The 19,667-nt window shown below is 61.8% G+C and carries 17 protein-coding genes and 1 pseudogene; 9 read left to right on the top strand and 9 right to left on the bottom strand.

The window, feature by feature from the left end:
• Window positions 1-97: 97 nt before the first annotated feature.
• The 3 genes from ACIREA_RS08340 to ACIREA_RS08330 form a co-directional block, all read right to left on the bottom strand.
• A complete protein-coding gene (locus tag ACIREA_RS08340) occupies window positions 98-1,666 on the bottom strand; it encodes a hypothetical protein (protein WP_397381801.1) in 1,569 nt (522 codons plus the stop codon).
• A gap of 125 nt (window positions 1,667-1,791) precedes the next feature.
• Window positions 1,792-2,322 (bottom strand): peroxiredoxin, encoded by a 531-nt coding sequence (locus ACIREA_RS08335; protein ID WP_397381800.1) that lies wholly within the window; start codon window positions 2,320-2,322, stop codon window positions 1,792-1,794.
• Window positions 2,323-2,344: 22 nt separating this feature from the next.
• A complete protein-coding gene (locus ACIREA_RS08330) occupies window positions 2,345-3,217 on the bottom strand; it encodes a c-type cytochrome domain-containing protein (RefSeq protein ID WP_397381799.1) in 873 nt (290 codons plus the stop codon).
• A 217-nt stretch (window positions 3,218-3,434) separates the two neighbouring features.
• On the opposite strand from ACIREA_RS08330, the gene ACIREA_RS08325 reads away from it, so the two are divergent.
• On the top strand, window positions 3,435-4,769 hold the full coding sequence (locus tag ACIREA_RS08325) for a glucose-1-phosphate adenylyltransferase (RefSeq protein ID WP_397381798.1): 1,335 nt from the start codon (window positions 3,435-3,437) through the stop codon (window positions 4,767-4,769).
• Between the two features lie 54 nt (window positions 4,770-4,823).
• Window positions 4,824-6,323: a C39 family peptidase gene (locus tag ACIREA_RS08320; protein ID WP_397381797.1), complete on the top strand. Its 1,500-nt coding sequence runs from the start codon at window positions 4,824-4,826 to the stop codon at window positions 6,321-6,323.
• 341 nt (window positions 6,324-6,664) lie between these two features.
• On the opposite strand, the gene ACIREA_RS08315 is transcribed toward ACIREA_RS08320, so the two are convergent.
• Window positions 6,665-7,357 (bottom strand): hypothetical protein, encoded by a 693-nt coding sequence (locus ACIREA_RS08315; RefSeq protein ID WP_397381796.1) that lies wholly within the window; start codon window positions 7,355-7,357, stop codon window positions 6,665-6,667.
• A 4-nt stretch (window positions 7,358-7,361) separates the two neighbouring features.
• Window positions 7,362-8,447 carry a chorismate synthase gene (gene aroC, locus ACIREA_RS08310; protein WP_397381795.1) on the bottom strand — a complete coding sequence of 362 codons (1,086 nt, stop codon included), beginning with the start codon at window positions 8,445-8,447 and terminating at the stop codon, window positions 7,362-7,364.
• A gap of 75 nt (window positions 8,448-8,522) precedes the next feature.
• On the opposite strand from aroC, the gene ACIREA_RS08305 reads away from it, so the two are divergent.
• On the top strand, window positions 8,523-9,278 hold the full coding sequence (locus ACIREA_RS08305; protein ID WP_397381794.1) for a phosphodiester glycosidase family protein: 756 nt from the start codon (window positions 8,523-8,525) through the stop codon (window positions 9,276-9,278).
• A 146-nt stretch (window positions 9,279-9,424) separates the two neighbouring features.
• Entirely contained in the window at window positions 9,425-10,771 is a 1,347-nt protein-coding gene (locus ACIREA_RS08300; protein ID WP_397381793.1) for an RNA polymerase sigma factor, read from the top strand.
• A 46-nt stretch (window positions 10,772-10,817) separates the two neighbouring features.
• Here ACIREA_RS08300 and ACIREA_RS08295 read toward each other — a convergent pair whose 3' ends face one another.
• Entirely contained in the window at window positions 10,818-12,377 is a 1,560-nt protein-coding gene (locus tag ACIREA_RS08295; RefSeq protein ID WP_397381792.1) for an NAD(P)/FAD-dependent oxidoreductase, read from the bottom strand.
• A 191-nt stretch (window positions 12,378-12,568) separates the two neighbouring features.
• Between ACIREA_RS08295 and ACIREA_RS08290 the strand changes: the two genes are divergently transcribed.
• Together ACIREA_RS08290 and ACIREA_RS08285 are read left to right on the top strand one after the other, a co-directional pair.
• Window positions 12,569-13,402: a hypothetical protein gene (locus tag ACIREA_RS08290; RefSeq protein WP_397381790.1), complete on the top strand. Its 834-nt coding sequence runs from the start codon at window positions 12,569-12,571 to the stop codon at window positions 13,400-13,402.
• Window positions 13,399-14,223 (top strand): polysaccharide deacetylase family protein, encoded by an 825-nt coding sequence (locus ACIREA_RS08285; RefSeq protein WP_397381789.1) that lies wholly within the window; start codon window positions 13,399-13,401, stop codon window positions 14,221-14,223. Before ACIREA_RS08290 ends, ACIREA_RS08285 begins: the two co-directional genes overlap by 4 nt.
• On the opposite strand, the gene ACIREA_RS08280 is transcribed toward ACIREA_RS08285, so the two are convergent.
• Together ACIREA_RS08280 and ACIREA_RS08275 are read right to left on the bottom strand one after the other, a co-directional pair.
• Entirely contained in the window at window positions 14,170-14,835 is a 666-nt protein-coding gene (locus ACIREA_RS08280) for a class I SAM-dependent methyltransferase (protein WP_397381788.1), read from the bottom strand. The genes ACIREA_RS08285 and ACIREA_RS08280 overlap by 54 nt on opposite strands.
• Complete coding sequence (locus ACIREA_RS08275) at window positions 14,832-16,049, bottom strand: AMP-binding protein (protein ID WP_397381787.1); 1,218 nt, start codon at window positions 16,047-16,049, stop codon at window positions 14,832-14,834. The genes ACIREA_RS08280 and ACIREA_RS08275 overlap by 4 nt, the downstream gene beginning before the upstream one ends.
• 20 nt (window positions 16,050-16,069) lie before the next feature.
• Between ACIREA_RS08275 and ACIREA_RS08270 the strand changes: the two genes are divergently transcribed.
• Both ACIREA_RS08270 and ACIREA_RS08265 read left to right on the top strand, forming a co-directional pair.
• A complete protein-coding gene (locus ACIREA_RS08270) occupies window positions 16,070-17,353 on the top strand; it encodes a beta-ketoacyl-[acyl-carrier-protein] synthase family protein (RefSeq protein WP_397381786.1) in 1,284 nt (427 codons plus the stop codon).
• Window positions 17,350-18,375 carry a hypothetical protein gene (locus tag ACIREA_RS08265; RefSeq protein ID WP_397381785.1) on the top strand — a complete coding sequence of 342 codons (1,026 nt, stop codon included), beginning with the start codon at window positions 17,350-17,352 and terminating at the stop codon, window positions 18,373-18,375. The genes ACIREA_RS08270 and ACIREA_RS08265 overlap by 4 nt, the downstream gene beginning before the upstream one ends.
• A 1-nt stretch (window position 18,376) precedes the next feature.
• Here the strand turns inward: ACIREA_RS08265 and ACIREA_RS08260 are convergent, their stop codons facing one another.
• Window positions 18,377-19,021 (bottom strand): DUF4412 domain-containing protein, encoded by a 645-nt coding sequence (locus ACIREA_RS08260; RefSeq protein WP_397381784.1) that lies wholly within the window; start codon window positions 19,019-19,021, stop codon window positions 18,377-18,379.
• A 98-nt stretch (window positions 19,022-19,119) separates the two neighbouring features.
• On the opposite strand from ACIREA_RS08260, the pseudogene ACIREA_RS08255 reads away from it, so the two are divergent.
• Window positions 19,120-19,667, top strand: a pseudogene (locus ACIREA_RS08255) (ABC transporter permease); the annotation flags it as partial.

Raw genomic sequence — 19,667 nt, 5'->3', positions numbered from 1 at the left:
GCGCCTCCGCCGGCACGGCCATCGCCCCCATGCTGTCTGTCTCGGTGCGCGTGTTCATGACAGGGATACGTTCGCCATGGGATGGGAAACACTTAACTCAACGCACCGGCGTCCAGCGCAGCCGGTAAAAATAACTTCCGGCGGTCTGGGTGGGCTGGAACGTGTAGGTGAAGGACGGGGTGGTGTCCGCAGTGCGGAAGGTCTGCTCAGTGGTCCAGGGATTGACCAGATTGGGGGAGCTTTCGATGGTGTAACTGACGCGGGGATCGAGACTGGATGCGCTGAGCTGCAACTGACCGCCGGTGATGGTGGCGGTCAGCGCGGGCCCACTGCCAAGCTGGGCATCCCAGGCCAGTCCGTACGAGCGGCTGCTCGAATTCGCGGTGACAACAAGCATGTACTGGCCCGGTGGCAGATTGTAGCAAAACAGGTGCTCCTCATTGTCTACAGTACTGGTGGAGGAGCACAGTGCGATGGTGCCGGGCGTGAAGTTGGTGGAGGCGTAGAGCTTGAGGTTCAGATCCGACAGGCTGCTAGTATAGGAGCCTGGAGATCCGAAAATTGTGCGATGCCAGGTGATGGCCGTGGAGAACGTGGTGGCGTAGCGGCCGGCCGGAATGCTGAAAAAATAACGGCGGCCGGAGGCATTCGAGGTGCTGGTGGCATAATCCCAGCCACGGGAGGGAGACTCAGCGCTGGTGGAGGCTGCGTGCTGGCCTGCCTGCTGGATGTAGTAGGCGTTGCGGATGTTCAGTTCTCCCGCGCCAAAAACGGCATCATACGGAGCGGTGTCGGCCAGACGCACCCACTGCGGCAGGTTCTGCTTCGAGGCCCCTGCCAGCATCTGTGCTTTGATGACCTGTGGCTTTTCCGCGTTCGTGTTGCTCAATGCCACGGCGGATTGCAGCAGCGCCGCTCCTGTGCCTGCGATGGCAGGTGCGGCATAGCTGGTCTCCCCGACATTGACCACGAGATCCGGCTTCATGCGCCCATTGCCGTCGGTGTTGGTGCCGCCCAGGCTGTGGACGCCGGAGCGGAGGCCGGCGGTGAGGGCGTGGTAGTTGTTCCCCATCAGCGGCGGCAGGGCCCCGGTGTTGTTGTCGAGAGCCACGGCGACGACGCGACCATCGCGATTGATGAGGTAATCCATGCACCGCAGGAGCTGCGGGTCCGAGGCGGCATCCGCACTGCCTTTCCAACTGTGATTCTGCACCCGGCCAGGGAGGACTTCAGGGGCGGAGCCCGAGGAGATCCGCGTCAGGAAATCGTTTGCGGTGTAATTATGGATTTCCGTGGCTCCCTGCGCGATGCCGCTGCCATTGGCATAATAAAAGGAGGCCACGGACTGCGCATGGCTCAGCACCACCCCTGCACCGGACTCGGCGTAAAACGTTTTGCCGGTGTATGAGCCGGCACCGGCAAACGAGCCGGGGCCGCCGTCCTGCGGCAGGTAGTTGGGCGGCGAGGTCTGATCATTGGCTTCGGACTGCATCAACACAATGCCCGCGCCGGTCGGCACCGCAGCGCCCAGCTCGGCGGCCAGCTGGGTGTAGCCGATGTCATCCCGCCAGTCCGCACGCAGCCCCGCCGGTTCGGCAAACAGCAGCGCGGCAGTCAGGCCAAGGCATGAAAGCGCGGAAGTTCGGAGAGCCTGAGGAATGAACATGCGGGCTGGTAAAGACAGCGCTGAGCGCGCCGACGTTAATCAAAAAACAAAAAAGACCGCCGGTTGCGCCCCGGCGATCTTTTTCTTGAAACAACTTTGGCAGGGCCCGCCCCGCCATGAGGGGCTTACTTCACCTCAGCGAGCACGCGCTTGATGTCAGCGGCCTGCTGGTCGGTGGCGGCCGAATAGTCCTGCCAGACCACCTTGCCATCCTTGATGAGGAAGCAACTGCGTGAGGCGAGTGAGAGCAGGCCTTTGAGCATCTTCTTCACCTTGAAAGCCTCGACGATCTTGCCTTCAGGATCGGCGATGAGGTCATAGGGCAGCGTGAACTTGTCCTTGAACGCCTTCTGCGACTCCGCCTTGTCGAAGCTCACGCCGAGCACCTGCACGCCTTCTTTGGAGAGATCCGCAAAGGCATCCCGCAGGGAGCAGGCCTGCTTGGTGCAGCCGGGAGTGTCAGCCTTCGGGTAGAAGAAGACCACCGTCGGCCCCTTTTTGTACACATCGGCGAAGTTCACCGTGGCACCGTCCTGGTTGATGCCAGAGACCACCGGAGCGGGGTAGCTGACTTTTTCGCCTTCGCCAGCGTTGGCGGTTCCAAAGAGTGCGCTGAGCATGGACATGGTGGTAAGAAGGAAGAGACGCGTTTTCATGAGAGGCTACGGTTGAGATGAGTTATTCGATGCTGACTTTGATGCCGGGGATGGCGGCGCTGAGTTGTTTTACGCCGGGCTTGGTGGCCTTGGACTGCCAGAGATGGACATTCTTGAGGCTTTTGATCTTGGCCAGGTGCTTCAATCCGGCGTCCGTGATCTCGGTGCCGTAAAGATTCAGGGTCTCGAGTTTTTTCAGACCGATCAGGGATTCGAGGCCGGCATCGGTGATTTTGGTCTGGCGCAGGTCCAGCGTCACCAGGCGCGGCAGCTGGCCGATCGTCTTCAAAGCGCCGTCGGTGATGATGGTGCGCCCCAGATCCAGCTGCACGATGTTTTCCTTGAGCGGCAGGATCTCGGCCACCTTGGCGTCATCGCACTTCGAGACTCCCGTGAGGAAATCCACCCGCACCAGCGGGCTGTCCACCTTCACGGGAGAGACCTGGGCACCGGCGGTCTTCGCCTTGGCCAACACGTCGTCAGAGAGGGGCTTCACCCCTTTTTCAAGAGCCGCATAAAACAGATCATGCGGCCGCGGCTTGTAAGGCTTCGCGGATTCCGTCATCGCGCCAGCGGGCATGCCCTCCACGCTGCCGACCCAGCCGCCGAAGTCCGCGCCTTCCTCGATCCACTTTTTGAGCAGGGCGATTTCTTCCTTGGTCAGGTCTTCGCCCTTGGAGGGCATGTGGCCGTCATCATCCTTCGGCAGCATCACGGACTCAAAGATGCCGCTTTTGTCCGGGGCGCCGGGCGTGAGCACGGGGCCGTTTTCACTGCCTTTCAGGATGGCCCAGGAGGCATCCAGCCGCAGGCCGGCCTTGGGCTCCTTCTTCTGGCCGTTGGCGACATGCGGAGCCTTGTGACAATCAACGCATTTCTTAGTGATGGCGGGCAACAGGTCTTTTTCAAAGTTGACCGCTGAATAGGCTGAGGACGCAATCAGGCAAACGCTGATCATGCAGGGGAAACGAAACGTCGGGGTGGACATGAGGTTGGAGGAAGGTGATAGAACTAAATCGCTCGCGAGGCGCGTCAGCCCGCAAGATTTGGACAGGGATAACGCTTGCTTGTTCCCCTTGTTGCAGAGAATTAATGCCAACCAACTTAGGACAATGAGCACACCTCCAAACGCAACGGCCCCCTCGTCATCCAAAGTCCAGATCGAAGCAGACACTCTCTTACGCCGCAATACTCTGGCCATCGTCATGGGTGGTGGAGCAGGCACGCGTCTTTTCCCTCTGACTGAAAACCGCGCCAAGCCCGCCGTGCCCCTCGCCGGCAAGTATCGCATCGTCGATATCCCGATCAGCAACTGCATCAATTCCGGGCTGCGTCAGGTGTATGTGCTCACTCAATACAACAGCGCCTCGCTCAACCGCCATCTCGCCCGCACCTACCGCTTTGATCAGTTCACCCGCGGCTTTGTGGAGGTGCTCGCAGCGCAGCAGACTCCCGATGGTGAGCGCTGGTACCAGGGCACCGCCGATGCCGTGCGGCAGAACCTGCGCTACTTCCTCGAAGGCGACTACGACTACTACCTCATCCTCAGCGGGGACCAGCTCTACCGCATGGACTACCGCATGCTGATGCGCCAGCACATCGCCACCAATGCGGACATCACCATCGCCACCATCCCGGTGGATGCCGAGGCCGCCACAGGGTTTGGCATCATGCACTCGGACGAAGAAGGACGGATCTACGAGTTCATCGAAAAACCGAAGGATCCTGAAGTCCTCGAAAAACTGCGCATCCCGCCGTCCACTTTGAAGACGATGGGCATTGACCCTGCGGAGTCGCGCTTCCAGGCCTCCATGGGCATCTACCTGTTCCATCGTGATGTGCTCATCGAGTGTCTCGACAACACGCTCAATGATTTCGGCAAGCACATCATCCCCACCGCGATCAAGAACAAGCGCGTCTTCAACTTCAACTTCCAGGGCTACTGGGAGGACATCGGCACCATCCGCAATTTCTTCGACGCCAACCTCGACCTCTGCCGCCTGGTGCCGCAGTTCGACTTCTTCGAAAGCTCCGCGCCCATCTTCACCCACGCCCGCTTCCTGCCAGCCACCAAGATCAATGGTGCCACCATTCGCGGTGCGCTGATCGCCGACGGCAGCGTGCTCACGGACGCCCACATCGAAACCGCCGTCATCGGCCTGCGCGCCAAGATCGAGCCCGGCACCACCATCCGTGACTGCATCATCATGGGTGCGGATTACTACGCCGGTGCCGTCGGCACCGATCCGAACCGCCCGCCTCCCGGCATCGGCCGCAACTGCCGCATCGAACGCGCCATCATCGACAAGAACGTCCACATCGGCGACAACGTGGTCATCACTCCCGAAGGCAAGCCGGACAACATGGACGGCGAAAACTTCTACATACGCGACGGCATTATCTGCATTCCGAAAGACGCCATCATCCCGTCCGGGACGTGGATCTGAGGCGCGCAAAAAAGTACTACCACCGTCAGAGGCGGATGCGTTAAAAGCGTATCCATGAAGCATGCCGCCAATGTTTTTTTAGTGCTGGGCCTGTCCCTTGCCGCCGCGTTTTCTCAGTCCCCTGAACTCCGCACCTTTACCAATGCGCAGGGCAAGGCGGTGCAGGCCAAGCTCATTGGTGTCGATGGTCCCAACGTGACTCTCGAATTGGCCACGGGGCAGAAGTACACCTTCGCCATCACCTCCCTCTCCGCCGCCGACCAGCAGTACATCAAATCCGCCGCCGTGCCTGCCGCTGGCGCTCCGGCAGCTGCAGCCCCTGCCAAGTACACCTTCAAACCCGGCCCCAACGACAAACTCGAGCCCGCCCTGGTCAACGAAGTCATCGGCCAGCCACTGTTTGGCGAAGACCCGCTCTGGACCTCCTCCGCCGAGGAAGTCGCCGCCCGGTTGAAAATCCCCCAGGAGTCCAAGACCAAGACGGCCAGCAGCTACCGCGCCTACACCAAGGACGACTACCAGCTCTTCGGTGCGCATCCCTTCTCCGTGGCCATGTATGCGGAGAATGACAAGGTGACCAGTTTCTCCCTCGTCTTTGCCAACAAGGGCGACCTCTTCAGCGCCAAAGGCGGCGGCGAAATGCATTTCGATAAAGACACCCCGCCTGCAGAAGCGGAGAAAATCGTGAAAAAAGCGATGGATAAGGATCTGACCGCGATCGCGGACACGCTCACCAAAAAACTCGGGGCACCAAAGGAAGCGCGGTTTGGCGAAGGCCCGAGCGGCGTTGGTCGCCTGACCGTGCAGCGCTGGGACTGGCGCGGACATGCCATCCTCCTGGCCGAGGCCAAGGGTGTCTACGTCGGCGTGCAAATTGTCACCACTGCCTTTGCAGATGCCGGTGGCAAGGTGGAGGACACCACGGACAAGATCATTCGTGCCCATGCCCTGGCCAACCTCGAAAAGCGCGAGAACGGTGACGTCGTCGTCGGAGACATTCCCATGGTGGACCAGGGCCCCAAAGGCTACTGCGCGCCCGCCACCGCCGAGCGCGCCATGCGCCATCTCGGAGTGCCTGCGGACATGTACATCCTTGCCAACGCCGGCAATTCCGGCTTCGGCGGCGGCACCAGCGTCTCCGCACTGCTCGAAGGCATCGCCCCCCAGATCCGCAACAAGCGCCGCTCCTTTGACGCCTGGAAAAGCGAACTCAAGATCAAGGACATCGCCAAATACATCGACAAAGGCGTGCCGCTGATGTGGTGCCTTTACAGCACCAAGGAGTTCAACGACACTGCCAACAAGCGCACCAAGGAGCGCAAAGCCACCACCAACTGGGCGTCCTGGAAAACCAAAGTCACCGAGGAAGCCGCCACCAGCAGCTTGGCCGGAGATAGAGAGTCCAGCCATGTCGTCCTCATCATCGGCTACAACAAGGACACCAATGAAATCGCCTTCAGCGACAGCTGGGGCGAAGACTACAAAGAACGCTGGATCACCCTCCCCGAAGCCGAGCGAGTCTCCCAACAGTACTTCTATGTCGTGGGATTCTGAGGCGGAGGCTGCCGAATGGCGATGGCGGATGGCGGAGCCATCCCAGCCGTTAGCGAGGGGTTGAGCGAAGCGACACCCCTCGTTCACTGGGCATATTTCTCTCCCACACCTTGCATCGCGTAGCGATGCCAGCACTCAGACTCCTCGCCATCATTCCACCCTCGCAGCAAGGAGTTGAGCGTCCCTGCGCCTCCTCATACCGTGTTTGTGGAAAAGATCCCCCACGACTGCGCCCCTTCCCAAGAGCAGTGCCAAACACTTACACCAGTCTGCACGACCACATCGTCTTCTCCATGAAGAACCGCTGCCCATGGATCTCCCCCATCGCCGCCTTGCTCAAGTCACTTCCGCCTTTTGCGAATGCCCCAGGCCCCCAGAACCACCAGCACGCAGATGCCCACGGATGCCATGATCACCTCACGTCGCCTCCTCGCCCCTTCGGCACGCATCGCACGCTCTCCGGCACTCTCTGCGAAAACCCGCTGATGCAACAAGGGCGAAGCCACCTTGAGCACCTCCAGATCATCATCCGTAAACTCCTCCGACAACATCGCAGTCCGGCGCAGGATCTCCGGCAGCGTTGCCGTGCGTTCATTGAGAACCATCAGCTCCTCCACATCAAAACACGGCGCCCCTTCACTCCGGTGAAGAATCACAAGCAGCCTCTGCCCCTTCTTGAAATGCCACAGTCTGCCCCAGTCTTCATCAATTGGAACGTAAGGTGATTGCTCGTAGTCGGCCTTGAGCACCGCCGTTTGAACGCCCACGATTTGGTCACGATACCCATAGGCCGAATCCACGTGCAGCATGCAGGACTCCGAGAGCCGGGTCTGCTGCGGCTGGCGGTCTTCTTCCGCAGCCACCTCCGTGACCGTGCCGACCAGAAACGCCTGCGAAGCTTCATTTTCAGGGAGCCTCGGCGCACTCTGGATCACCAGTTCCCGCCCGCCGGCTCCCACCGAGATCTCTGGCAACGGCCCGCCGTAGCCTGCCAGGCACGTCGTGCCGGTGAAGAGCCAGGCAAGCCACCGCATCCCATCACCCCCTCATCGCGCGCTGGCGCAGGAAATGATCGGCCAGCACCAGGTGCACCATGGCCTCCACCATCGGCACGGCGCGTGGCAGCACGCAGGCATCGTGGCGGCCGCGTGCGGAGAGCGTCGTGTCCTCGCCGGTGTTGGTCACGGTCTTCTGCTCGCGCAGCACCGTGGCGGTGGGCTTGAAGGCCACGCGGAAGACGATCTCCTCCCCGTTGCTGATGCCACCCTGAATACCGCCGCTGCGGTTGGTGCGGGTGCGCACCTTGTCACCGTCCATGTAAAACTCGTCGTTGTGCTCCAGGCCCGTCATCGTCGTGCCGCCAAAGCCGCTGCCGATTTCAAATCCCTTGGTCGCAGGCAGGCTCATCATCGCCTTGGCCAGATCCGCCTCCAGCTTGTCGAACACCGGCTCTCCAAGTCCCGTCGGCACGCCGCGCACGACGCACTCAATGATGCCGCCCACGCTGTTGCCTTCGCTGCGAATTTTTTCAATGAGCTCGATCATCTGCTCCGCCGCGACGGGATCGCAGGTGCGGACGATGTTGGATTCGATCACCGCCGAATTGAGTTCCGCCCCCACAGGCACTTTCGCCTCAATGTGCTGCACGGTCTTCACGTAGGCGAGGCATTCGTAACCCGTGAGCGAATGCTGCAGCACCTTGCGCGCAATGGCACCGGCAGCCACGCGGCCGATCGTCTCCCGTGCGCTGGAACGCCCGCCGCCTGAAACGGCGCGGATGCCGTACTTGGCGTCGTAGGTGTAATCAGCGTGGCTGGGGCGGTAGGCCTGCTGCATCTCGGTATAAGCCGATGGACGCTGATCCGTGTTGCGCACCAGAATGCCGATGGGCGTGCCGAGCGTGAGGCCATCCAGCACGCCGGAAAGGATTTCCGCCTTGTCGTCCTCTTTGCGTGGCGTGACGATCTTGCTCTGGCCGGGGCGGCGGCGGTCGAGCTCCGCCTGGATGTCCTCCACGGTGAGGGGGATGCGTGGCGGGCAGCCGTCAATGACGACGCCGACGCCGATGCCATGGGATTCGCCCCAGGTGCTGATGTGGAAAAGGGTGCCTAGACTGCTGGACATGTGAGGGGCATCATGGGGCAATACGCCCCGGGTTCAAGATGGTTGTGCGATGGCCTGAATTCAGCATCCTGTGGCATGACCTTTCCCCGCAGGCTCCTCACCCTTTTCGGCTGTGCCACGATCACCTCGCACCTGCACGGCGCGGAGACGGTGGATTACGAAGGCGGGCGCTATCACCTCTACCGCGTGGACAAGGCCGACTGGCCGCGTCTTCAGCTCGCCTGGCTGGGTGAAAACGGCCAGCCGCTGGGAGATTTCAACGGCCTGCGCCGCCAACTGGCCGCGCGCAACAAGCAGATTATCTTCGCCACCAATGCGGGCATCTACGAACGCGGCCCGAAACCCTGTGGGCTGACCATCTGCGCCGGCAAGGAACTCGTGCCGCTGAATCTGCAGCCGGGTGAAGGCAACTTCTTCCTCAAGCCCAACGGCATATTCTACCTCGACGACCAAACCGGCCCGGGCGTGATGGAAGCAGCGGAATTTGCCAAAAGCGGCCTCAAGCCCCGTCTCGCAACGCAGTCCGGCCCGCTGATGCTGCGCCAGGGAGTGATCCATCCCGCCTTCCAGGTAAACTCACCCAACAAACGCCTGCGCAATGCCGTGGGCGTGCGCAAGAAAGACGGCCAGATCCTCTTCGTGATGAGCGACCGCGAAGACGCCGTGAAAGGGCGCGTCACGTTTCACCAGTTCACCCGCTTCTTCCAGCACCTCGGCTGCGAAGACGCCCTCTACCTCGACGGTGACATCTCCAACATGCTCGTGGATCCGAAACCGGACACCAAGTTCACCTCCAACACCTTTGCGGGGATGTTCTTCGTGGCGGAGTGAGCAGTGGCAGAACTTGTGCTCACTTTGAAAGAGCGCATCTCACGCCTCCGAATGAGACCGGGGTCAGGGCGAACTGTGCCGTGCAGGTAGTTTTTTGATCATCGCGTGCATAATGTCGGCTGTTCGTGCGACCTTCATTCAAAGCAATGCCGTCCGATCTCCAGCACCTAGAGCGCTACGCAGCCAGCGGCGATGCCCACGCTTTCCGTGAACTGGTGCAGGCTCATGGGGCGATGGTGCATGCCACGGCGCTGCGCGTGACTCGCAATGCGGCGGCTGCACAGGATGTGGCGCAGGAAACATTTATGGAACTGGCGCGCAAAGCAGGGGGCATCACCCAATCTGTCGCGGCGTGGCTGCACCGCGTGGCCTGGAACCGGGCGTGTGATTTCGTGCGCCGGGAGAGCACCCGGCGGCGCTTCGAGGAGTCCATGGCCGAAACGTGGCATACGGATCGCGAAGCCACATGGTCAGACATTGAGCCGCATGTCGATGACGCGTTCAACGAACTGCCCAATGACCTGCGAGAGGTGCTCGTGCTCTACTTTCTCGAAGGCCGCAATCAGGCGGAAGTCGCGCGCCACCTCGGCAGAAATCAAGGTACGGTCTCGCGGGCCATCGAGCGCGGCGTTCGGGCCCTGCGCGAGGCCTTGGGTGCCCGTGGCCTGATAGCAGGCGTTAGTCTCCCGGCCTTGTTCGCCTCCCAAACAGCACACGCAATGCCCCTCGCCGTGCAGGCCTCGTTGGGAAAAATTTCCCTCAGCGGCATCGGCACCTCGGCATCGATCACAACGGCTGTCTCCCTCTCTGCCACCACAACCCTGCTAACCGTGACCTCTGCCAGCAAAGCCATTCTAATCACCAGCACCCTCGCAGCGGTATCGCTGCCGTTTGCTCTCCATCGGCCAGAGAGCAAGCCTCCGCCTGCAAGCCCGCCACAGGTGGTGAAACGAAGTGAGCCCAAGACAGTTCCCAAATCCAATGCCTCCGGGGTCGGCGATGAGGAAATGTTCAAACTGCTTTTCGGGGGTGATTCGGACCGCCAGCGGAATGCTCGCTCCTTGGTAGATGACTACCGCGTGGCTCATCCTGGCAAAAGTCTGCGCGAGCTGGCCCAGGACCCAGAGCTGACTGCCAGGTTGAAGCCCTTGATGCAGGATTTGATGACCCAGCCGGAAGCGGGCAAACAGTTTGTCGAAGCCATGCAGCTCGCCATGCAGGCGAAAGGCATCAAGCCCTCCCCCAACTCCAACATCAACCTCAACATGGGCGACGGCTTCCTGAACACCGAGAGCCAGGCGGAGCGCTACCTGGGCGCGGTGCTTTCCAATGACGCCAAAGCGCTCGCGCAGCTTTTTACCGATGTAGTGAACGAGGCTGCCGTCGAGATAGCCCTCGATCCCGGTGCTGACAAAACCTCCAACGGAGTGTCGATCAGCAATACGCCCACGCCGCCTGGAACCCAGATCGTCCCGGTTGAGCCGGAGGACTGATTCTGCCGACGAGTCTGCTTCTATCCACGCTCCCTGGAGCAGCACCTCATGCCTCCGCAGGCTCCGGCTTCTTCTCCATCATCATCACCGGCGCGGTGGCCGGAGTCGGGGCCAGCCAGGTGGTGATCTCCGCCTTGATCCAGACCTTGATCCCCGCCCACAGCAACCGCGCGGCGGTGTGGTCTGGCGACAGGCTCATGAACGGCATCCAGACGTGCCCGTTGTTGGCGCGTCCGTAGATGCCCTTGCGTCGGCGCTCCTGCCCGAGGTGCACAAAACGCCGGTTGTAGAACGCCATGAAGCCGGCAAAAAACGCACCCGCTTTCCCTTCGTAGGGCATGTGAATCCATTCATCATCCGGGTTGTCATACACCCCACGCACCGGGCCGAGGAAATACGCGGAGAGGTCCAGCAGAAAGGTCGCATTGATCAGCTCCGCGTCGCCCATGTAGGAATACTTGTCTTTGTAGAGCGAGTTGAACCACAGGCGATAGGTGCGCGGGTAGGCCGTGTTCAGGTAGTCGGTGATCACCTGGGTGTTTTCACCCGCCAGATTCTTCTGCACCAGATCCACCGCCGCAGAAACGGTGTGGCCGCAGAAGTCGAGCCCGTGACTGTACAGCGGGTCCATGAACCCGGCCGCGTCACCCACCATCACCCAGCGGTTTCCCGCGATGCGTTCGGAGCGGTACGCGAGGTTCTTGTAGTAAAAGGTGTCATCGGCATCCGGCACCGCGTTTTCAAACATGAGCCGGCCAATCGGGTGCGTCATTAAATGAGCCTGCAGGCGTGCCACAAGAGACGGCCCTTCCGGCAGGGTGAAAAAACGCCGGTCCCACGTGACACCGGCGCTGTAGCTGCCATCGGACAGCGGGATGATCCAGCACCACCAGCCATGCCCCATGAGATGATTCGTGGCTGTGGTGCGGAGCTGGCTGACGTTTTTCATCAGCGCCGGATGCATCTTGCGGCTCTGGTAGCTGTCGAGCCCGTTCACGTTGCGAAAGCGGCACCAGATGGAGGAGGTCGGGTGCTCGCTCTCCAAGGAACGGTGCAGCCCGAGTTTTTTCGACAGCACGGCGGCCTTGCCGGAGGCATCGATCAGCCAGCGCGTGGTCACCGTGCGCATCTGCCCTTCCTGCGGCATGATTTCCAGCGTGTGCGGCGCCTCGTCTTCCGAGAGCGTGATGGTTTTGATGGTGGCCGGGCGCAGCATCTCACAGCCAAAATCACAGGCCTCCTTGAGCAGGTGCTCGTCGAGGATGGCACGGTCCAGCTGGAAGGTCGGCAGCCGTGACTGGTAGCGCGGCCCGACCTCGGTGAGGCAGCCCACATCATCCTCAGGCGTCTTGCAAAACCACATGCGCAGACCGTGCTTTTGATAGTGCTGCGAACTCAGATGGTGCCCCTGATGCAGCACGCGGGTGAGGAAGCAGCCCGCCACTTCGGAAGTACTTTCACCCACTTTGCGGTCAAACTGCAGCGTGCGCTCCACGATCAGAATGCGCATCTCCGGATGCTCGCGTTTCAGCATCATTCCCGCTGACGCGCCGGAAAAAGCACCGCCCATGATGACCACGTCGTAATCGGTGTTGGATGAAATCATGCGTGCAAGTGCTGAAAAAGTCAGTTGTCGGAGAGGTTGTGACAGTCGAAACACAACGTTTCATCCCATCCATGGTACGCCTTTAAATAATGCCATCCGCCGAATCTGCAACTCACGAGCCGACCGCGCCTCCTCCTCCCCCGCGCATGGGTCTGCATGATGCATGCTGGACGCAGGCCATTTTGTTTTGCATGCACTGGGTGCCCGCGCCGCTCTTCACGCTGCTCGCCTACCCCCTCTCCTTGATCGCTTACATCCTGGCGGTGGAGCCGCGTGAGGCCATCCGTGCCAATCTCAGCGCCCTCATTCCCGGCAAAGGTTCCAGCTGCCTGGCAGGATATCAGGTCTTCCTCCAGTTTTCGCTGACCTACCTTGACCGCCTCTGGTACCTGCATTTTCAGCGCAAGATCGACTGGGAGATCATCGGCGAAGGCGACTTCGAGGATTTGGAAAAGCACCCGGGCGGCGCGCTGATCTTCACCGTGCATTCCGGCAACTACGACATCGGCGCCAGCCTCTTCGCGCGCAAATTCACCCGGCCCGTCCATACCGTCCGCATGCCGGAGGCCTCGGCATCCCTGCAAAAGCTGCGCGGCAAGGAGCTGTGTGACGAGGAACGCCGTGAGCCGAATCTGCACGTTCATTACAACGAACCCGGCGGCCATCTCGGCATGGAGCTGTGCCGCCTGCTCCTCGCAGGTGAAGTCGTCTGCGTCCAGGGCGACCGTGTGCTGGGTGAGGTGACCCCCACGCTGGCCCACATTGACGGCGTGACTTATAAGATCCCACGCGGGCCGCTGGTCCTCGCGGAGGTGACCGGTGTGCCCTGTTACCCGGTCTTCCTCACTCGGAGGGGGCGGCTCGCCTATCGCATTGAGATTGGCAAACCCTTCTTCGAAGGCGGGCGCAAGCACAAAGCCGCCGAGATCAGCGCCGCCTGGCTTCCGGTGTTGCACAAGTTTCTTCTCCAGCACTGGGACCAATGGTTTGTCTTTGAACCGCTCGTCACCCGCGATCCGGCATGAATGCGGCCGTCCGTGCCAGCTGTCTGCGGCGTGCCTATTTCCGCTTCGCCCTGGCCCTCGCACCTGTGCCGGTGGTGATCTGGCTGATCGGGCACGGGCAGCCGCTGGAGGCGGCACTGCTGTTTTGCACCGTCCTGACCACCATGATGATCGGCACGCTGGTGCCACGCTGCGCCTTGTTCGGTCGCATGATCAAACAACTGCCTCCGGCTGGAAATCCGGTGCTGCTCACCATCGATGACGGTCCGCACCCCGAGCACACCCCGGCGATTCTCGACATCCTGGACCGTCACCGCATCAAGGCGCTTTTCTACCTTGTCGGCGAACGTGCCGCAGAACATCCGCAGCTCGTGTGCGAAATCCTCGCGCGAGGCCACGAAATCGGCAACCACACCCAGACGCACCCAGCCGGCACCTTTTGGATGCTGCGCCCGGCTCGCTTGTGGCGCGAGATCGCAGGCTGCCAGGAGACTCTGGCCGCCCTCTGCCCCGGCCAGCCGCCGCGTTTTTTCCGCCCGCCCGCAGGCCATCACAACCTCTTCACCGCTCTCATCGCCCACTCTCTGGGCCTGCGGATGATGCTATGGAACGCGCGCGGATTTGACGGCGTGCTGACAGACGTGCCCACCATCACCCGGCGCATCGCCCACCGGTTAAAAGCAGGCGCCATCGTGCTGATCCACGAAGGAACCCCCGTGGCCGTCGAAGTGGCGGAGGCCGTCGCCTCCATGATGGCGACGAGCGGCCTTCCCTGCGTGCCCCCCACCTCACTCGCGTTCAGCGACGACGAGATGGTTGTTGAACGGCGTGCCGCCCCATAGCGGCTGCACCCGCACCCGTAGCCCGGCGGCGCCCAGCACGGACTCAAACAAAGCACGGTCCGGGTAGCACACGGGTGCGTCCTTCATCCAAAACGTCAGCTTGGCCAGCCAGTCTCCCGCCACCGTGATGCGAAAGCGCAGGGAGTGGTTCTGCAGGCAGGTGCGAATGATCAGCTTCCCGCCCTGCGCCACGCGGGATGCCGCCACTTTGAGCAGCGCCTCCTGCTCCTGCCGTGTGAAAAACTGCAGGATGTCCAGGATCACCACATGACCGCTGCATTCCGGGAGTCCGGCGCGGGCATCGCCGTTCATAAAGCTGAGCCCTTCGCAGTCACTGAGCGCGACCATGCTCTTCGCAAAGGAGATTTTTTGCGCATCGTAGTCAAAGCCAGCGATGGCAGGTGCGAAACCTGACTCACGCAGATAAAACGCCAGCAGGCCGATGCCGCAGCCAATGTCCAGCACCGTCAGAGATGAGCCCAGCAGTTCCTTGGTGACCGCGGCATATACCGGATCAGAACGCAGCTTCACCACCGAGTAAAAGCGCTCATGGCGCTTGGCGCAAAGCCGGGTGATGCGCCTGAGGGCGCTAGGAGGCAAAGAAGTGTTCATGATCTGCCGATCCATTTACGCGGGACTTCCCAAGGTGCGAGCAATGAACAGGCGGTGATTTTAAATGCGGGATCAATCTCCGCCTGCGGCAGGCCGATTTCCGCCACGATGTCCTGGCAGCGCTCGGGATCGCGACTCCGTGCGCCATAGATTTTCACCTGGTCCAGCTTCGATGCCCGCATGATTTTTTCGGCAATTTCAGTGGGGCTGAGCTTGCGGCCCGCCACGTTGATTCCTGCACCCGTGCATTGCTGAAACCGCAGGCGGGCTCCCTCCTGCTCCACCAGATCGCTGGTGGTGAACACCCCGCCACCATAATTCTCCTGCGGCAGCTGGTCGTCATACCCCAGTCCCACGGAGCTGCTGGCCACCACCAGACGGCCCTCGGCATCGGTCTGTGTCTGCACGCCGGGCAGGAGGGTGCCGAGGTCGCTCCCATCCTCACGCAAATCGAGCGTCTCATCCCAGGACACCGCGCCACACTCGCTCGTCCCGTAGAGATTGTGAATCTTCAGTCCATGCTGCTCCAGCGCCATGCGCTCCAGGTCGAGCGTGAGCGGAGATCCCGCGGAGATCGCCAGACTGATGTTGTCAAAGCGGACATCGCCCATCAGCCAGGCCTTCCACAGGGCCGGAACCCCCGGCAGAAACACCCGCCGGTGGTGCTTCATCGCCTCCGTCAATGGCTGCGCAAACGGCTGTGGCGCAAAGCACGTGGGCACCCCGTTGAGCAACGTTTGCAGCACCGTCGTCGTCAGACCAAAGGAATGCGCGCAGGAAATCGCCGCCACCCCCGTCCCGCGTGAGCCGAGATCCAGCGCCGCATGCAGCCGGTCCACATCCGCGGCGATCTGATCAAACGTGAAAAACTGGCAGCGGCGCACCCCCGAACCACCCACGGCCTGCTTGATCAGGGCCGTCCCCGGAGGCGGCGGACTGGCGGGAATGCGGCGGGAGCGGTCTTTTTCCACCAGCTGCACCGGGACACCATACAAAAACCCTGCCAGCAGCAGGCGCAAAATTTGTGGTACCTCGCCCTGCGCCAGCACGTAATCACTGGTCGGCTTCAAGGCACGCGCATTAGCATCCAGCTCGCGGAACGTGGTGGCACGTCCGTCAGCAAGATACAAAGCCGCCTGCGCGCCGCGCTCAGCCACAATACGATCCCAGCGTTCACCAAACATTTGCAGTCCTTGCGACGAAGCGTAAACCATAAGCCGCGCCGTGCGGTAGAATGAACACTTGCGTTAGCAGTTCAACCCTCCTCACAACGAATCTCATCCTGTCCTCCCTAGTGCCTTCACCTTTAAGTAAGAACATCGCTATCACCGGAGCGGGGATCGTTTCGCCTCTGGGCATGGGCTGGCAGGCGAATGAGGTGGCTCTGGCGGCGGACCGTACCGCGTTCAAGCCGGTCGAACTTTTCGACACCCGCGAATTCATCGCCAAAACCGCCGGCGTGGTGGATCTGCCCACAGAAAGCCTCTTCCACCGCATCCCCGTCCATAAGCAGACCTACTTTGACCGTGGCACACGCATGCTGCTCATGGCCATCCGTGAGGCGCTCGCACAGGCAGGCCGGGAGAACATGGAGGGCATCGACGCCATGGTCATCGGCACCTCCGCCGGGGCCATGCCTCTGGGAGAGGCCTATTTCGAACACGCTCATCAAGATACCGCCCGCGTCCCGACACAGCTTTCGCGTGCCGAGTATTATCAGCCGCAGCGCCAGATGAGCAGTATCGCCGCCGAGTTTGACTGGCGCGGCCCGATCATCATCGTTTCCAATGCCTGCGCCTCCGGTGCCAACGCCATCGGCTGGGCGGCGGACATGATCCGCTCCGGCCGGGCCAAACGCGTGCTTGCAGGCGGCTACGATGCGATCGCGAAGCTCGTCTTTGCCGGGTTTGACACGCTGCACGCCCTCGCACCCAGCGGCATTCCGCGCCCCTTTGATGCGCACCGGGACGGCCTGGCGCTCGGTGAAGGTGCCGCCGTCATGCTGCTGGAAGCCGAGGATGTACGCCAAAGCGCGGCGCTGGGAAACATCTCCGGCTATGCCACCGCCACCGACCTGCATCACCTCACTCAGCCAGATCCCGCCGGCAAAGCCGCCATCCGCACCATGACCTCCGCCTGCGCCCAGGCCGGTGTTTCACCCGCTCAAATCGGCTACATCAATTCCCACGGCACCGGCACGCCGTTCAACGACGTGGCCGAGGCCTCCGCCATTGCAGCCTGGGCGGGTGATGCCGTGGCAGGCATCCCCGTCAGCTCCACCAAGTCCGCCATGGGGCATCTGCTCGGCGGGGCTGGAGCGGTCGAAGCGGTGATCTGCCTCATGGCCCTGCAGGGTCAGTGGTTGCCCGCGAGCCTGAACGTACGCGAGGTCGATCCTGCGGTGCGCTTTGATCTGGTGCGCCAGTTCCGGCGCGCCTCGCTCGATTATGCGCTGACGAATTCCTTCGGTTTCGGCGGTACTAATGCAACCCTCGTGCTGCAAAGGAGGTCCGCATGAACGCGCGCAATATCCGCATCGGTGGTGTCGGCGCCGTGAGTTCCGCCGGCTGGAACGCCGCCGCAATGCACGCGGCCGTGCTGGCGGGAACACCGCTGCCCTCCCGCTCCTGTGCCCGTCCCGGGGATGTCCGAAACTGGCCCTGCGAATCCCGCTTTGCCCCTCCCGCCCCGCCGGAAAAGGTCGCGCGTCATCCGCGCCTGCGCCGCTCCAGCGCGATCACCCGCTACTCCGTGGCTGCGGCCCTGGAGGCACTGGCAGATGCCGGGCACGACCCCTCCGCGCCGCCTCCCGGCCTGGGCATTCTGTTTGTCATGATGAACGGCTGCGTGAACTACACCGGCCGCTTTTACGACGAGGTGCTGCAAAATCCCGCCCAGGCCAGCCCGTTGATCTTTCCTGAAACCGTGTTCAACGCACCCGCCTCGCATGTCGCCTCCTTCCTCGGGGTCGATGGCGCGGTCAGCACACTGCTGGGCAGCCCAAACTCCATCATGGAGGCGCTCGACACCGCCGCGTTCTGGATCGGCAGCGGCATCGTGGAGGAATGCCTGCTCATCGCCGCTGAAGAATGCGACTGGCTTAGCGCCGAGGCGCTCACCTACTATCATCCCAAGCTCGTCGGCTCAGAAGGTGCCGGAGCACTCCTGCTCTCCGCCAGCGGTGAAGGTCCTCGCGTCAGCGAGATCATCGGCCCGCTGGGCTACCTCTCCTGGCAGGAACGCTGCGACCTGCTGCCGGAACTTGCCGCACAAACTCTGGCTCAGTTCCAAGGTCCCGCCACGCTCATCAATGACCGCACCGGGATCGCCAAACTGGACCACACAGAGATCGCGGCCTGGTCCGGGCGGCCTTGGGACGCCGTGCTCAGCCCGAAGTACGTCCTTGGTGAAAGCATGGGTGCCAGCAGCGCCCTCCAGCTTGTCCTTGGAACTCTGGCCGTACGGCAGACGCAGCAGCCTGTGGTCATCTCCATGCCCGGCTCCAACACCGCCGCCTATGCGTGTGTGCTGACGCCGTAGGTCATTTCGGCGCTCCGGGCATTTTCATTTCAGTGTAGCCGGTAGGCGGCGCAAACTCCTCCGGAGCCACCGTCTCTTCTTTGGCAGAGACCAGGTGGGAGACCACACTCTTGCCCATCATCGTCATCTCGGATTTCACCACCATGCCGTCGAAATCGGATGCTTGCGGTGAAATGCCGGACACCGCACCGCCCATCACCTTGCCGAGCTTGTCGCTAATGGCGCTGATCTCCGCGTGTTTCGGGAAATCCTTGGCTACCCAGAAGCGGCCTTTGCCCAGTGGTCCTTCCCAGGTGTAAATCTCCGCGTTCCACTCGCCGACTTTCTCTTTCTGCCCCGTTGCCACAGGCTTGGCTGCCGGCTGACCACTTGGGCCCTTTCCCGTCTTTTCCAAGGACGCCTTCAGCGTCGCCAGATCCATCTTCATCATCACTTTCTGCGCATGCATCATCATGACCATGCCCTCAGCCCCCAAGATGGCGGACATCTTGTCTCCCATGTCCACCCGTGCCTGCTCTCCCTTGATCTTCGTGGTGACGACACTTTCTTTGCCATCCGCGTCAGTCTTCTGCACCAGCACCCAGTCGGCGCGGGCATGGGTGGCGGCCAGCAGCAGGACAATCAAAGAAAGAAAGCGCGATTTCATAAGTGCCTCAGGTTACCCTGAAACGCAGCCCGGGGTCAATCATGAACGTCTCTGGTCTTGAACTGCATTCTTCCGCCCCTCATGATCGTTCTTTCCGCATGAGCCGTCTTCCCGCCTTCATCCGCCACCACCTCGCCGGCTCCGGCATGCTCATCGCACTGCTGCTGCTCTGCGTCTTCTTCAGCATCGCCACCTGGACAACGCAATACCCGCAGAACGCCGCCGCTGCCAAAGACGTCGCCACCCAGATCGATCCGCAAGCGAAAGTCCTCATCGTCGTTCGCCCAACCACCGCAGACACCGCCTTCGCCAAAGCCCTCCAGGCAGAACTCGGCTCCCGCGCTGCAATCGTCCAGGGCGAACCCAAAGACGCACGCGCCGCCCTGCTGCGTGCCGCCGCATCGGGTGGCCTCGATGTGATCGCCTGCAATCAGGCCACCGCATCTTGGCTCGTGTTCAGCGACCTCCCCACCGACTTCCCCGCGCTCAAAAACGCCCGCGTGGTGCGACCACGGCCCCATGCCTGGCCCGTCTTCCTCAAGACCGACAACCTGCTCAACATCGCCAATCAGATCGCCGTCATCGCCATTCTCGCCATCGGCATGACTTTGGTCATCATCACCGCCGGCATCGATCTGAGCGTGGG

The organism is Prosthecobacter sp. (assembly GCF_044373815.1).
In the GTDB taxonomy this organism is placed as follows: Bacteria; Verrucomicrobiota; Verrucomicrobiia; order Verrucomicrobiales; family Verrucomicrobiaceae; genus Prosthecobacter.
Note: the sequence above shows the minus strand (reverse complement) of the source record. Positions and strands in the feature narration are given on the sequence as shown.

Bases quoted from the DNA above. Each gene is read 5' to 3' on its own strand.
- ACIREA_RS08340 (WP_397381801.1), bottom strand. From the start codon at position 1,666: ATGTTCATTCCTCAGGCTCTCCGAACTTCCGCGCTTTCATGCCTTGGC.
- ACIREA_RS08335 (WP_397381800.1), bottom strand. From the start codon at position 2,322: ATGAAAACGCGTCTCTTCCTTCTTACCACCATGTCCATGCTCAGCGCA.
- ACIREA_RS08325 (WP_397381798.1), top strand. From the start codon at position 3,435: ATGAGCACACCTCCAAACGCAACGGCCCCCTCGTCATCCAAAGTCCAG.
- ACIREA_RS08320 (WP_397381797.1), top strand. From the start codon at position 4,824: ATGAAGCATGCCGCCAATGTTTTTTTAGTGCTGGGCCTGTCCCTTGCC.
- ACIREA_RS08315 (WP_397381796.1), bottom strand. From the start codon at position 7,357: ATGCGGTGGCTTGCCTGGCTCTTCACCGGCACGACGTGCCTGGCAGGC.
- aroC (WP_397381795.1), bottom strand. From the start codon at position 8,447: ATGTCCAGCAGTCTAGGCACCCTTTTCCACATCAGCACCTGGGGCGAA.
- ACIREA_RS08305 (WP_397381794.1), top strand. From the start codon at position 8,523: ATGACCTTTCCCCGCAGGCTCCTCACCCTTTTCGGCTGTGCCACGATC.
- ACIREA_RS08300 (WP_397381793.1), top strand. From the start codon at position 9,425: ATGCCGTCCGATCTCCAGCACCTAGAGCGCTACGCAGCCAGCGGCGAT.
- ACIREA_RS08295 (WP_397381792.1), bottom strand. From the start codon at position 12,377: ATGATTTCATCCAACACCGATTACGACGTGGTCATCATGGGCGGTGCT.
- ACIREA_RS08290 (WP_397381790.1), top strand. From the start codon at position 12,569: ATGCACTGGGTGCCCGCGCCGCTCTTCACGCTGCTCGCCTACCCCCTC.
- ACIREA_RS08285 (WP_397381789.1), top strand. From the start codon at position 13,399: ATGAATGCGGCCGTCCGTGCCAGCTGTCTGCGGCGTGCCTATTTCCGC.
- ACIREA_RS08280 (WP_397381788.1), bottom strand. From the start codon at position 14,835: ATGAACACTTCTTTGCCTCCTAGCGCCCTCAGGCGCATCACCCGGCTT.
- ACIREA_RS08275 (WP_397381787.1), bottom strand. From the start codon at position 16,049: ATGGTTTACGCTTCGTCGCAAGGACTGCAAATGTTTGGTGAACGCTGG.
- ACIREA_RS08270 (WP_397381786.1), top strand. From the start codon at position 16,070: ATGAACACTTGCGTTAGCAGTTCAACCCTCCTCACAACGAATCTCATC.
- ACIREA_RS08265 (WP_397381785.1), top strand. From the start codon at position 17,350: ATGAACGCGCGCAATATCCGCATCGGTGGTGTCGGCGCCGTGAGTTCC.
- ACIREA_RS08260 (WP_397381784.1), bottom strand. From the start codon at position 19,021: ATGAAATCGCGCTTTCTTTCTTTGATTGTCCTGCTGCTGGCCGCCACC.